Annotated in this window: 12 protein-coding genes; 3 read left to right on the top strand and 9 right to left on the bottom strand. The window is 67.7% G+C overall.

Translation table 11 applies throughout. The annotated features are described in order from the left end of the window. Positions 1-102 precede the first annotated feature (102 nt). Positions 103-2,271, top strand: coding sequence for a putative bifunctional diguanylate cyclase/phosphodiesterase (locus NE2_RS10830; protein ID WP_063909359.1), 2,169 nt, complete (start codon positions 103-105; stop codon positions 2,269-2,271). A 69-nt stretch (positions 2,272-2,340) separates the two neighbouring features. Here the strand turns inward: NE2_RS10830 and NE2_RS10825 are convergent, their stop codons facing one another. The 3 genes from NE2_RS10825 to NE2_RS10815 all read right to left on the bottom strand — a co-directional run bounded on the left by NE2_RS10825 (position 2,341) and on the right by NE2_RS10815 (position 4,766). Further along, positions 2,341-3,954: an MFS transporter gene (locus NE2_RS10825; RefSeq protein WP_063025812.1), complete on the bottom strand. Its 1,614-nt coding sequence runs from the start codon at positions 3,952-3,954 to the stop codon at positions 2,341-2,343. Positions 3,955-4,195: 241 nt separating this feature from the next. Next, positions 4,196-4,387: a hypothetical protein gene (locus tag NE2_RS10820; protein WP_063025811.1), complete on the bottom strand. Its 192-nt coding sequence runs from the start codon at positions 4,385-4,387 to the stop codon at positions 4,196-4,198. A gap of 43 nt (positions 4,388-4,430) precedes the next feature. Next, positions 4,431-4,766 (bottom strand): MerR family transcriptional regulator, encoded by a 336-nt coding sequence (locus tag NE2_RS10815; RefSeq protein WP_063018199.1) that lies wholly within the window; start codon positions 4,764-4,766, stop codon positions 4,431-4,433. A gap of 63 nt (positions 4,767-4,829) precedes the next feature. On the opposite strand from NE2_RS10815, the gene NE2_RS10810 reads away from it, so the two are divergent. Continuing rightward, positions 4,830-5,993, top strand: a complete 1,164-nt coding sequence (locus NE2_RS10810; protein ID WP_063025810.1) for an MFS transporter — start codon at positions 4,830-4,832, stop codon at positions 5,991-5,993. Here NE2_RS10810 and NE2_RS10805 read toward each other — a convergent pair. The 3 genes from NE2_RS10805 to NE2_RS10795 form a co-directional block, all read right to left on the bottom strand. Next, positions 5,980-6,498, bottom strand: a complete 519-nt coding sequence (locus NE2_RS10805; protein ID WP_063025809.1) for a DoxX family protein — start codon at positions 6,496-6,498, stop codon at positions 5,980-5,982. The two genes, NE2_RS10810 and NE2_RS10805, sit on opposite strands and share 14 nt — an antisense overlap. A gap of 216 nt (positions 6,499-6,714) precedes the next feature. Beyond that, positions 6,715-7,776, bottom strand: a complete 1,062-nt coding sequence (locus tag NE2_RS10800) for an alpha/beta hydrolase (protein WP_063025808.1) — start codon at positions 7,774-7,776, stop codon at positions 6,715-6,717. A 210-nt stretch (positions 7,777-7,986) separates the two neighbouring features. Beyond that, on the bottom strand, positions 7,987-9,216 hold the full coding sequence (locus NE2_RS10795; protein WP_063025807.1) for an FAD-dependent monooxygenase: 1,230 nt from the start codon (positions 9,214-9,216) through the stop codon (positions 7,987-7,989). A gap of 73 nt (positions 9,217-9,289) precedes the next feature. On the opposite strand from NE2_RS10795, the gene NE2_RS10790 reads away from it, so the two are divergent. Beyond that, positions 9,290-9,892, top strand: a complete 603-nt coding sequence (locus NE2_RS10790; RefSeq protein ID WP_063025806.1) for a TetR/AcrR family transcriptional regulator — start codon at positions 9,290-9,292, stop codon at positions 9,890-9,892. A 657-nt stretch (positions 9,893-10,549) separates the two neighbouring features. On the opposite strand, the gene der is transcribed toward NE2_RS10790, so the two are convergent. The 3 genes from der to NE2_RS10775 all read right to left on the bottom strand — a co-directional run. Next, a complete protein-coding gene (gene der, locus NE2_RS10785) occupies positions 10,550-11,992 on the bottom strand; it encodes a ribosome biogenesis GTPase Der (protein WP_063025805.1) in 1,443 nt (480 codons plus the stop codon). Beyond that, positions 11,989-12,657, bottom strand: a complete 669-nt coding sequence (gene cmk / locus NE2_RS10780; RefSeq protein WP_063018201.1) for a (d)CMP kinase — start codon at positions 12,655-12,657, stop codon at positions 11,989-11,991. The genes der and cmk overlap by 4 nt, the downstream gene beginning before the upstream one ends. Positions 12,658-12,758: 101 nt before the next feature. Further along, a partial coding sequence (locus NE2_RS10775) for a pseudouridine synthase (RefSeq protein ID WP_233429736.1) occupies positions 12,759-13,662 on the bottom strand: 904 nt, incomplete at its 5' end.

Genomic DNA, 13,662 nt, shown 5'->3' with positions numbered 1-13,662 from the left:
AATCCAACCCCGCCGGAAGGCGAAGCCACGCAATCGTATTCGACAGGTGTGCGAAACTCCCGCGGTTCACACGAAGTCCACGCCCCGGCTACCATCATCGACATGGCGTGGGATGGGTCCGAACCCGACGGTCCGCACGCCGACCTGGCGCACCGATGGGCAGCGGCGCTCGGCGGCGGGGTCCGCGATCACGTCGTACCCATGAGCGTTTCCGAGGCCCGCCAGTTGCTGGTCACCCTCGCCCGGGGGTTGATCGACGCCGCCGACTCCGGCGGTACCGCGCGGGTCGCCGAACTGGGCGGCGATCTGGCCCGCGCTCATTTCGTCGGCGACGAGGTCCTCGGCCGCACCATGACGGTGCTGGCCACCTACTTCGCCGAACTCGACATCGCCTCCGGCCGGGCCGCGGAATTGATCGGCGCCTTCGCCGGCGGTTACGTGCGCGCCTTCCGGGCCTGGCTGCTCAGCGAACAGGAAAGTGTGCGCACCGCCGATATCGCGGCGCGCAGTGTGGTGGAGGAACAGTTGCGCGCCAGTGAGGCCCGATTGCGGGCCGTGTTCTCCCAGGCCGGGATCGGCACGGGTCTGTCGGATATGACCGGCCGGATCATCGAGGTCAACAACGCGTTCGCCGCCATGCTCGGCTACGAACCGGAACAGATGTACGAACTCGAGGTCACCGACCTCACCCATCCCGACGATCCGCCGGGCATGTGGGAGCTGTACGCGGGCGTGCTGCGCGGGGACCACGATCACGCGCAGATGGAGAAGGCGTATCGCCATCGCGACGGGCACACCGTGTGGACCAATATCAACGTCTCGCTGATCCGTGACGATCACGGCCGGCCGCAGTACACGCTGGTGCTGGTCGAAGACATCTCCGAACAGCGCGAGTTGCGCGAGCGCCTGAGCTACCGGGCCCATCACGATCCGCTCACCGGCCTGGCCAACCGGTCCCGGTTCTTCGACGCGCTCACCGAGGCCTTCACCGATCCGGACGCGCGAGTCGGCCTGTGCTACGTCGACCTCGACCATTTCAAGGCCGTCAACGACACCTTCGGCCACTCCATCGGCGACGAACTGCTCACCCGCGCGGCGGCCCGGCTGTGCGCGTGCGCGGTCGGGGAGAACAATCTCGTGGCCCGGATGGGCGGCGACGAATTCGTCATTCTGGTGCCCCGCACCCGCCGTCGGCGCGAACTGATCGATCTGGCCCGCACGGTGCTCGACGCGTTCACCGTGCCGTTCGACATCGACGGGCACCGGTTGCGGATCGGGGTGAGTATCGGCGTCATCTCCGAACAGGCCGCCGAAACCACCACCGAAGAACTGCTGCAGGCCGCCGATTCGACCATGTACTGGGCCAAGACCGACGGCCGCGGCCGCTACGCGGTCTTCGACCCCAGCCGGCGCCGCCGCGAGCACACCCGCGCCGAACTACTCGCCGATCTCCCGGGCGCGCTGGCCCGCGGCGAATTCTTCCTCGACTACCAGCCGATCGTGGATCTCGGCGACCACCGGCCGGTCGCGGTGGAGGCCCTGGTGCGCTGGCACCACCCGCAGCTGGGAATTCTGAGTCCGGCCCGGTTCATCGACCTGGCCGAGGGCGGCGGCCACATCATCGCGCTCGGCACGGTGGTGCTGGAGCAGGCGTGCCGGGAAGGCCGGCGCTGGTGCGACCGCTTCGGTGACAAGGCGCCGGTGGTGAGTGTGAACGTCTCGGCGGAGGAGGTCGCCGATCCGGCCTGGCTCGAGCGGGTGCAGAAGATCGTCGCCGACACCGGAATCCCGCCGGACCGGCTGCAATTGGAGCTCACCGAGCGTACCTTCATGCACGCCATCGGCCGGCCGCTGCAGGCGCTGCACACCCTCGCCGAATCCGGAATCCGCATCGCCATCGACGATTTCGGCACCGGGTATTCCAATCTGGCCTATCTGGGCCAGCTTCCGCTGCACGTGGTGAAATTGGCGGGGCCGTTCATCCATCGCATCCGCAATGCCGGCACGGTCGGCCGCAGCGATCTGCTGATCCTGGAGACGATCATCGATCTCAGCCACGATCTGGGTCTGAGCGTGACCGCGGAATGTGTGGAGACCCGACATCAGGCCGACCGGCTGCTCGGACTGCAGTGCGATACCGCCCAGGGCTGGTACTTCCACCACCGGGTGCATGCCGACGTGATCGCGGATCTGCTCGAACGCGAACTCGAAGCCCCGGGGTCGCTGCCGCTCGAGCTGCCCGGCACGCCGCCGAAACCGCACGGCCTCTGACTGTTCCACGCACGCGGGCGGTGCGGTGGCCCGCATCGGCCACCGCACCGCCCGCGTTGTGTCCCGGAATCAGAACGCCGTACCACCGGTGGCCGCGCTGCGGCCGTGCTTCATGAACACCACACCGACGAGCGCGACAGCGGCGGCCACGGCCACGAAGTAGAAGCCGAGCTCATATCCGCGGTCGGCGAACAACAGCGGAATATCCTTGGTGGCCACATGCTTTCCCGCCACCGAGATATCGGCGCGCACCGGATTGGCGTTGAGGAACGCGGTCGCCACCGCGATGCCGATCGCGGCGCCCATCGACTGCATCACCCCGAGCATGCCCGCGCTGATGCCCTGCTGTTCGGCCGGGACGCCCTCCACGATGAGGTTCGGCGTCGAGGCGTAGTACAGGCCGAAGGCGAGGCCGTACACGGCGCTGACCAGGGCGATCACACTCCAGCCGTGGTCGAGCACCGCATAGGCCAGCCCGCTGAGCACCATCACCACCAGCGCCGACATCAGCGGCAGCCGCGCACCGGAGCGGCGGATCCAGAACCCGCCGATCAGTCCGGCGATCATGCCGAGCACCGCCTGCGCCAAGGCCACGTGCACCGCGAATCCGAGCAGCGTCAGATTGTCGCCGTAGGTGTAGCCCGGATTCAGGCTCACCTGCACGACCTGCGCCGGCAGCATCTGCCCGGTCTGGGCGTGGATCTCGGCGAGCGTGCCCTGCACGACACCGGCGGTGACATCCGCGGCGGGCGGCGACTGGGTCATGTACCCCACCGCGTAGCCCTGGTATCCGATCGTGAACGACGCCAGCAGCGCGACGAACAACACCGCGCTCACTCGCGGGTGGAACAGCAGTTTCATATCCATGATCGGTTGCCGCACACGCATTTCCACGATCGGGAAGGCGGCGAGCAGCACGAGTCCGACGACCAGCCAGGCGAGAGTCGACGGCTTCGCCCAGCCCCAATCCTGCCCCTTGTCGAGGTAGATCAGCGTCAGCACCGCACCCGTGGCCAGCAGCACCGCGCCGATCACATCCAGTCGCTGCGGCGTGCGCAGCCGCGACTCCGGCACGATCAGTGCGACCAGCGGCAGCATGATCAGGGTGAAGACGAACAGGAACCAGAAGATCGCCCGCCAGCTGTGATGGTCGACGATGTAGCCGCCGATCAGCGGTCCGGCCACGGCCGAAACACCCAGGCCGGTGGAGGCCACACCCAGCCCGATCGGCACGTACTTGCGGGGCATGAGATCGCGGATCAGGCCGTAGGAGATCACCGCGGTCGCGATCGCGGTGGCCTGCAAACCTCGCCCGACCAGGAAGATCATCCAGTTGCTGGTGATCGCGCACAGCGCGCAGCCGATCAGGAACAGCACCCCGCAGAGCAGGAACATCCGCTTCTTGCCCCAGATATCGCTCATCTTGCCGATCAGCGGCGAGGCCGCGGCGCCGATGACGCCGAAGATGATGATCGCCCAGTTGATATTCGCGCCCTGGTCGGGAAAGGTCGGCGCGATCTGGCGCAATGCCGCCGACACCATGACGAATTGCATCGGGGCGACCTCGGTGAACAGCACAATCACCGCGAGGACGGTGAAAATGCGCAGTTTGGACGCGCCGTCGAGGCGGCCGGTGGTATCGACCGGCTCCGACGGTGTCGTCGCTTCGAGGGAGGTGGACATTGGCCCTCCGGAGTGACAGGTGAACAAGATGGCGTGAACCGTGTCACATTCCGGGTGGTCCGAATATCACCGAACCCGCTCAGTGGGACCGAACTCGCGCATCTCCATGTCGCACGACACCGCGGCAGGGCACAATGCTCTGATGCTCGATTTGTACTACGGCTTGTTCCTTCTCCTGGTCGAGGGAGAGCGGCTGAGCCACATCTTCGGAGTTTCGCTCGTCTCCGGAAATCCCTGAGTCTCAGTCGCCGGCGGGCGCCGATGCCGGCGGCTCCAGGATGTCGAGATAGTGCACGACCGGCGCCAGCAGCTCCGCATTTCCCAAGGTGAAGCCGAAGTTGTTCTCCATCACCAGGATTCGCGGCATACTCGACAGCAGGATCGACAGCGCGAGCGGGGTGATCTTGTTGCTGTCGGTATGTCGTTCTCGCAATCCCCAGGGGCATGAAGCGGCCGATCCGGGCGATCGAGGTGCGCTAGGTGGTCGCGAGCAGATCGTCCAGCAACGATCGGGTGTGGACGAGTCGGTCGATATCACCGGTGATGCGGCGACGCTCCACTTCCAGTCGTTCGCGGCAGCCGTCCAACAGCAGGGAATCACCCGACAGGCAGGACAGGATCTCACCGATGAGGTCCATATGCAGCCCAGCCGCGAGCAGGGTGCGGATGTGCGCCACCGTGCGGACGTCGGAGTCGCCGAAGACGCGGTACCCGGCGGCGGTTCGCTCCGGCTTCAGCACACCTCGTTCCTCGTAGTACCGCAGTGCGCGCACACTCACCCCGGTTCGTTCGGCCAACTCTCCGATCTTCACCTGGCGCTCCGTTCGCTGTTCGGGCTTGACTCTCACGTGGACGTGAGAGTTTAGCGTCCCAGCATGCTCCGACTCCTCATCCTCATATTCTGTGTATTCAGCGTCACCACCGGCGAATTCGTCGTCGCCGGAATCCTGCCCGAGGTCGCCGGCGACCTCGGGGTCAGCGTCGGCGCCGCCGGTCTGCTGGTCACCGCGTACGCCGTCGGCATGATCATCGGCGGGCCGCTGCTCACGGCCGTGACAGCTGGAATCGATCGGAAACGCCTGATGGTGGCCCTGCTGGCCGTCGCGGTCGTCGGCAATGCCGTCTCCGCCCTCGCGCCCGACTTCCGGCTGCTGTTGGCGGCCCGGTTGCTCACCGCACTGGTGACCTCGACGTTCTTCGCTCAGGCCGTCGTGATCGCGGTACAGTCCGCGGCCCCGGAGCGGGCCGGAACCATGGTGGCCCGCTTGGCATTCGGCATGAACCTGGCGATGATCCTCGGAGCTCCGATCGGCACCCGGATCGGCAATCAGTGGGGTTGGCGGGCGACGTTCGCCACGATCGCGGTCGCCTGCCTGATCGGCCTCGTCTCGGTCGCCTGGGCGTTCCCCTCCGCGGCCGGCGCGCAGCGGACCTCGGCCGTCGCGGAGTTGCGGGTCCTGCGGCGGGGGCCGGTGCTGGTGGCGCTGGCGATCACCGCGGTCGGCAACGTCGGCGCGCTGATGGTGTTCAGCTACCTTGCCCCGCTGCTCACGAACCTGGGTGGGCATCCCGCCGGCCGCCTGCCACTGCTGCTGCTCGCCTACGGCGTCGGCGCGACGATCGGCAATCTCGTCGGCGGCACGCTCTACGACCGCAACCCACGGTTCGCTCAACCCGCGCTGCTCGGGCTGCTGGCCGCGACCTTCGTGGGCGCGTGGTTCGTCGCGACCGTCACCGCGCTCACCGTGGTCGCGGTCGTCTCGATCGGCCTGCTCGGCTTCGCGGTCATCCCCGGAATGCAGGCGCGCGTGATGACAACCGCCGCCGCGGCACCCACCCTGGCCATGGCCGTCAACGCCTCCGGCTACCAGCTCGCCGCGGCCGCCGCGGGACTCGTCGGTGGACTGATCGCCGACTCGCCCGCAGGCCCCCGCCCCCTCTATCTCGTCGCCGCCGGCCTCACCGTCTGCGGCTTGCTCATGACCGTCACGACCACTCGTGCGTCCCACTCCGAGGACGTCGCCGTCATGGTGGATTGACCCGCCCACCAGCAGACACGCGCCCCGCCGGTGACGGACCGGCGGGCCGTGCGATCAGCACATCCAGCGACCAGCGGCCGGGCCCCACCCACAGCAGGAAGATCAGTCCGAGCAGCATCGCGAAATCGGTGCGCGCGTCGTGAGCCATTCCCCAGAAACCCTGCACTCCACCGAATCCGCCCGGGCGCAGCTCACGCACTTTGGTCAGCGCGATCGCCAGCACGATGTCGATGAGCAGCGGCACCGCGGCCGGTCGGGTCAGCAGACCGAGCAGGACCAAGGCGCCGCACACGATTTCGACGACACCGTCGAGGTCGGCGAAGAACGTCGGCGCCGGTATCCCGATCTTGTCGAATCGACCCGGTCCCAGCGCCTGCGGGTAGACGAACTTCTGAATCCCCTCGCTGAGGAACACCATTCCCACCGCCAACCGGATGCAGATCACCGCAGGCGGGCCCTCGGGGCCCAGTATCTTCGACCACGACCACCGCTGCGCTTCCGCCATGAGACTTCGCCTCCCGACATCGCCACCTGGTTCCGCATCCGACCCTACGGCGAGCGCACCGCCGCGGACTGTGGATATGGCTCTGCCACTGCGCGCGATTCCGGGAGGTCTCGCCGAAAGACGAGCCGGCGGCGTGCCGTGTGAGCGACACGCCGCCGGGCGGCGGTTCGCGGACCGCCGACGATCCGCGCCGTGGGAAGCGTCGGCGAATCCGTGTCAGCCGATGTTGGCCGACAAGTCCGGAGCCATCCGATACACCTCGTCACGCCAGTTGTTCCAGGCGTGGATGCCGAAGGCCGGGAAGTCGTAGGCGATGTTCTGCGCGCCCAGTGACGCCATCCGCACCTGGAATGCCCGGGTGTTCACCAGCGCCAGCGCCTCGAGTCCCATGCCGTTGACGGTGCCCATATTCGGTCCGTCGGTGGCGGTGGGCAGTCCGCTGCCTGCCGAGATCCACAGCCGCGTGTGGTTCTGAATCAGCCTGGGCGCGAACACGAACGGATCCATCCGCAGCCACTGCGGACCCCACGGCGGAGCCATCGAATCGACGTTGTAACCGCCCGCGTCGAGCATCGCCATGCGGATCGCCTCGCGCATACCCGGCGCCGAGATGTTGAGGTAGCCGGAGAAGGATCCGGCGAAGCTGAACTGATCGGGATGGTAGGCGGCCAGGGTCAGCGCGGCGCTGCCCCCCATCGACAGTCCGAAGACGCCGTTGCGGTCGGCACGGAAACCCAGCCGGTCCCGCAGCGCGCCGCGCAGATTCTGCGTCAGGAAGGTTTCCCACTTGTAGGTGTAGGACTTACCCGGTCCGGCCGAAAAGGCCTGCAGCGCACCGGATCCCGACGACGACCCGGACGAGGAGCCCGAGCCCGGCGCGACACCGAGGAAGCTCGACGGGGCGTTCCAGTCCGCGTAGAAGCTGGACTGCCCGCCGACCGGCATCACCACGTTGATATTCCACGAGGTCAGCAGGTGCGCGATATCCGTTTCGATCTCCCAGCCGTTGAGATCCTCGCGGGCGCGCATGCCGTCGAGGGCGTAGACGACACGGTCGGTGTTGCCGTCGGCGGCGCGGAAGACGCGCGATTTGATCGGCCCCATACTCGAGTCGACCCAGAAGTCGAACCCGGCGGGGTCGAAGGCGGCCGCGGCCCGCGGGAGCTGACCCGACACCGCGGCGGTCAGCGGTACGAACAGCGCCAGGGCCAAGGCGAGCAGGGTCCGCCCGAGCGTCGCACCGGAGCGCCCGGATCTCTGCCGACGCAATCTTCGCATGTGTAAACAGCACCTTTCGTGATCGAACGCCGCGGCCCCGCCCCCGCCGGGCCGCGACGGTGCCCAGTGCCGCCACCCCGACCCCCGGCCTCGCCGGGGTCCGCCGCACTGCGCGTGTCACGCCCGTATCGACCACTCTTTCGGCGCCGTTACTGAAATGTGATGTTTATTTCCGACCGACCGGTCTCGCATAACAGACATACCGAGCCGTTATGCGGCGAAGGCGTCCGGCGTCGGCGTTTCCGGGTCTTCCAGCGAGATCGTGCGCGCGACCTTCTGCGGCGCCCCGCCGATCAGTCCGCGCCACGGCAGGTAACGCAGCATCCGCACGTTGAGGTTCCGAAATCCGATCATCGCCCTGCTGCCCGGCGCGTACCACGCGCCGACACCCTCGGCGAACTTCTGACAGGCGTCGACCATCGGTCGCATCCGCTCCTCGTAGCGCGCGAACGCCGCGCGGTGATCATCACGAGCCGCGGCCAGTTCGGCGGCCAGCACATAGGCGCCGACCAGCGACAGATCCGCACCCTGCCCCGACAGCGGCGACGCACAGTAACCGGCGTCGCCGACCAACGCGACCCGGCCCGACGACCACATCTGCATCCGGATCTGCGCCATCGCATCGAAGTAGAAGTCCGGCGCCGCAGGCAGATGCTCGAGCAGCGTCGGCACCTCCCAACCCTCACCGGCGAAGGTCTCGGTGAGAATCTCGCGCTGGTGGGCGATGTCACGATAGTCGTAGTCGAGCCGATCGGAGGCCCACGCGAAGATCGCCTTCGCCTCGGTGTTCGATCGCGCGCTATAGCTGCCGGCGATCTTGCCGGGCGAGTTGTAGTCGAGTTCCCAATGGTCCAGGTCGAGCACATTGGGGATCGTGTAGATCGAGATGTAGTAGCCCATGTGGCGCAGGAACTGCGACTCCGGCCCGAACACCAGCCTGCGAGTGTTCGAGTGCACGCCGTCGGCACCGATCACCAGGTCGAACGTGCGCGGTGCCGCATTTTCGAAGACCACGTGCACGCCGCCCGCGTCCTGAGTGAGCGCGGCGATCGAATCGCCGAACAGATACTCGACGCCGTCGCACGTCGCCTCGTACAGCACCTCCGCCAGATCGCCGCGCTGGATCTCGGTGTCGCCGTCCGCGCCGACTCCGTTGAAGGTCTCGCTGTCGATACTGGCGCGCACCCGCCCGCCGGCATCGACGTAGGACGTGCCGCGCTTGCCGGTGCTGCGTTCGTGCACCCGGTCCAGCAGACCCATCCGGCGGACCACCTCGGTGGCCGTGCCCAGCACATCGATGGCCTGACCGCCAGCCCGCAGTGCCGGGGCCTTCTCCACGATCGTCGGCTCGAAACCGTATCGGGCAAGCCAGAACGCGAGAGCCGGGCCCGCGACGCTCGCGCCGCTGATCAGGACTGTGGTGTTGCTCGTCTGCTGCATGGTGGAACCGTACAGCGAATTTGCGCAAACGCGCAATACGTTTGTCTAAGGCAAATGCGCTACCCTGTCGGGCATGGGAAATCGCGAAGATCTGCTGGCCGGAGCCCGGCAATGCCTTTTCGACAAGGGATACGACCGGACGACGGTGCGCGATATCGCCACGGCAGCCGGGGTGAGCATGGCCGCGATCGGCTACCACTTCGGATCCAAGGAGGCGCTGCTCGGCGAGGCGCTCGCCCAGGCCACCCGCGACTGGGGAACGGAATTGGCCGGTGCCGTGGCGGATTCACCCCCGGCGACATCGCCGCCGGCCGGGCGATTCGAGGCTCGGTGGGACGCGGTGATCGACAGCATCGCCACCCACCGCGGCCTCTGGTCGGCCACCTTCGACGCCCTGGCCCACCCGGAGATCCGAGACCGGCTGGCCGAGAACCTCGGCGAGGCGCGCTCGGGCCTCGCGCGACTGATCGAGGGACTAGACGAACCCACCGAGGGAGCCGTGCGCGCCACACCTCCGGCCACCGACACCGAAACGGTCGGCGCGCTGTATCAGGTGCTGCTCACCGGGTTGGCGGCGCACCAGCTGATCGACGCGGAAAGCGCGCCGCGCGGACGTGACCTCGCCCGCGCGATCCGGTTCGTCGCCGACCGACTCGACGCGGAGGACTCTGCGTGATCATCCGAGGCGGGATCGGCGTATTCCCCTGCGCCATTGGATAATCCGAGTTAACCGATAGGTCGTTGACCAGCCACGCGGCATCGGATCGGCGGCGTCATCGCCCCCACCCTCCACACCCGCACGGCCATTCAGGGTGGGATCGCTTCGGTTCCCGAGTCCGGAATGCTCAGCGAGCGACGCGAACCGCATTATCCCCCGGCCTACTTGTCCGGGAACCCGGCGGAAAATCCGGCGGCGATGAGGGCGGCGGCGATGACCGACAGGACGGCGATGCTCCACATGGCAAACCTCTTCGATTGTGGGCCAAGCGGATTCACCGTAGCGTGATGTGGTTCACACCGCGACCTAAACGGCGTATTCGGCAGCGCCGACTCGTCCGCGCCGAGTCCGACCCGCCCACAACGCAATTCCCCCGCACCTTGCGGACGGCCGCGATGCCACAGGCCGGCTCGGCCTATGCCTCTTTGTGAAAAGTCGGCGCTGCTGTGACGAAGTCGGGCCTGCCCGGACATGCCGCCCAAACATGTTTGAATGCGCATATGTCCGTGAGGCAATGAAGAACACCGACAGACACCTTTGGCAGAACTCCTCAAGGCCGGAAGTCGGCGGGGACGTCCGGTGCGGACGAAACATCCGCCCGCACCGGCACTTCCACTACTTCTTCGAACGATCCCGCTTCTCGCGCACACGCACCGAGATGCGCACCGGCGAACCGTCGAAACCGAATTCCTCACGCAGGCGGCGCTCCAGGAAACGGCGATAGCCCGCCTCCAGGAATCCGGTGGTGAACAGCACGAACGTCGGCGGCCGGGTGGTCGCCTGGGTCGCGAACAGCACGCGCGGCAACCGCCCGCCCCGCATCGGCGGCGGCGTCGCCGCGATGACCTCCTTGAGCCAGGTGTTGAGCCGGCCCGTGGGGATCCGCTGATCCCAGGATTGGAGTGCGGTTTCCATTGCCGGAACGAGCTTTTGGACCGCGCGGCCGGTGTGGGCGGAGATGTTCACCCGCTGCGCCCACGGCACCCGCACCAGTTCGCGCTCCACCTCACGCTCGAGCTGGTAGCGGCGATCCTCGTCGACCAGATCCCACTTGTTGAACGCGAGCACGAGTGCGCGGCCGGCATCGGCGACCATGCCGATCACGCGCAGATCCTGTTCGGTGATCGGTTCGGAGGCGTCGATCAGCATGATCGCGACCTCGGCGGCCTCGATGGCGGCCTTGGTGCGCAACGAGGCGTAGAACTCGGTTCCGTCGGCCGTGCCGACCTTGCGGCGCAGGCCCGCGGTATCGACGAAACGCCATGTCTTGCCGCCCAATTCGACCAGCGAATCGACCGGGTCGACCGTCGTTCCGGCCACATCGTGCACCACAGAACGCTCGTCACCGGACAGCTTGTTCAGCAGGCTGGACTTGCCGACATTCGGCTTACCGACCAGGGCCACTCGCCGCGGGCCCCCTCCCCCGGAGCCCTCGCGCGGAGTTTCCGGCAGCACCGCGAGCACATCGTCGAGCAGGTCGCCGGTACCGCGACCGTGCGCCGCCGACACCATCCGCGGCTCTCCCAGCCCGAGCGACCACAGCACGGCCGCATCGGCTTCGGCCTTCTCGCCGTCGACCTTGTTCGCGACCAGGATCACCGGAGTCTTGGAGCGCCGCAACGCCTTCACCGCCGCCTCGTCGGTCGCGGTCGCACCCACGGTGGCGTCCACGACCAGCAGGATCGCATCGGCGGTCTGCATCGCCAGTTCGGCCTGCCGGGCCACCGCCTGCTGCAGACCCTTCGCGTCGGGTTCCCAGCCGCCGGTGTCCTGCACCAGGAAGCGCCGCCCCGCCCAGCTCGCCTCGTACGACACCCGATCGCGGGTGACGCCCGGAATGTCCTCGACGACCGCCTCGCGGCGGCCCAGGATTCGGTTCACCAGCGTCGATTTGCCGACGTTCGGGCGGCCGACGACGGCCACGGTGGGCATCGGCACGTGCTCGTGCGCGTCCGCGTCGCCCTCGAAATCGGCGATCTCCCAATCGGTTTCGTCGGTCCAGATGCCGTCGCCGGCGAGAGTGTCGGAATTCGAACTCGGTGTCACACTCGGGCTCATCTGCGCTCTCCCACCGTAATCTGCTGCGCCACAACCCGGTACAGCTCGTCGATGACCTGGTCCATGCTCAGCTCGCTGGTGTCGACCTGCACCGCGTCCGCGGCCGGGCGCAGCGGCGATACCGCGCGGGTGGAATCCAGATTGTCGCGGCGCTGCACATCGGCGAGCACCGCGTCGTAATCGTCGCCGCGACCTTCGGCGATGTTCTGCTGGTTGCGCCGCGCCGCGCGGGCCTGCGCCGACGCGGTCAGATAGATCTTGGCGTCGGCATCGGGCAGCACGACCGTGCCGATATCGCGGCCTTCGACCACGATCCGCCCGGCCGCGGCCGCGATCTCACGCTGCAGGGCGACGAGTTGCGTCCGTACCTCGGCCACCGCGGAGACGGCGGAGACCGCCTTGGTCACCGCGTCGCCGCGAATTTCGGCCGACACGTCCTCGCCGTCGAGTTCGATCAGCTCGTGGCCGGGATCGGTGCCGATGGTCAGCGGCAGATCCTTGACCGCGGCCGCGATCTCGGCGGGATCGGTCAGCTCGACACCGCTGCGCAGCACCCGCAGGGTCGCGACGCGATACATCGCGCCGGTGTCGAGATAGCGGGCGCCGAGCCGCGCCGCGAGACGGCGCGACACACTCGACTTGCCGGTGCCAGACGGGCCGTCCATGGCGACGACGAGTTCCGCGCCAGGGATGCCGTCGTCGCCGATGCCGGATTCCACCACGTCACGGCCTCCTCGGATCCGATCGTCCAGCATGTCCACACCACTCACAACTCCACCGCCTCGTACAACTTCCCGATTTCGTCGCGGCCCAGCACTCGCAGGGTGCCCGACCGTTGATCGCCCAGCGCGACCGGCCCGATATGCGTGCGAACCAGCGCGATCACCGGGTACCCGACCTCGGCCAGCAACCGCCGCACGATGTGCTTGCGGCCCTCGTGCAGGATCACACGGACCAGCGATTTACCCTCGGCGACCTCGAGCACCTGGAATTTGTCGACCTTCGCCGGGCCGTCCTCGAGTTCGACGCCGTCGCGCAGCTGCTTGCCGACGCCGCGCTGCATTTCACCCTGCACCGTCGCGAGATAGGTCTTCGACACCTGGAACGACGGATGCATCAGCCGATGCGCGAGATCGCCGTCGTTGGTGAGCAGCAGCAGGCCCTCGGTATCGGCGTCGAGGCGGCCGACGTGGAACAGCCGCTGACCGGCCATCACCCGCTCGGCGACGATATCGCCGACGCAGGGGCGGCCCAGTTCGTCCGACATCGTCGACTGGAAACCCTTGGGCTTGTTCAGCGCCAGGTAGACCTGTTCGTCGCGAACCACGACGCGAACGCCGTCGACCCGCACCACGGCCGTATCGGGATCGATGCGCAGGCCCTGTTCGCGCACCACCGCGCCGTCGACCTCGACGCGGCCCTGTTCGATGAGCTCTTCGGCCGCGCGGCGCGAGGCCACGCCGGCCTTGGCGAGCACCTTCTGCAGGCGTTCGCCCTCACCCCACGGCAACTTCTTCGGACCGGATTGCTCGGCCTCGACATGCTGGTGGCGGGCGGGTTTGGCGAAGCTCAGCACGGTCGGCGGAGTCTTGCGCTTCTTCGGCTTCGGGGCGGCCGCGCGAGGGCGACCGGCGGCAGTGCCGCGATCCCGCGAGCCGGCGGGTGAATCG

It is taken from the genome of Nocardia elegans NBRC 108235 (assembly GCF_001612845.1).
Lineage (GTDB): Bacteria > Actinomycetota > Actinomycetes > Mycobacteriales > Mycobacteriaceae > Nocardia > Nocardia nova.
This window is presented reverse-complemented; position numbering and strand designations above follow the sequence as displayed.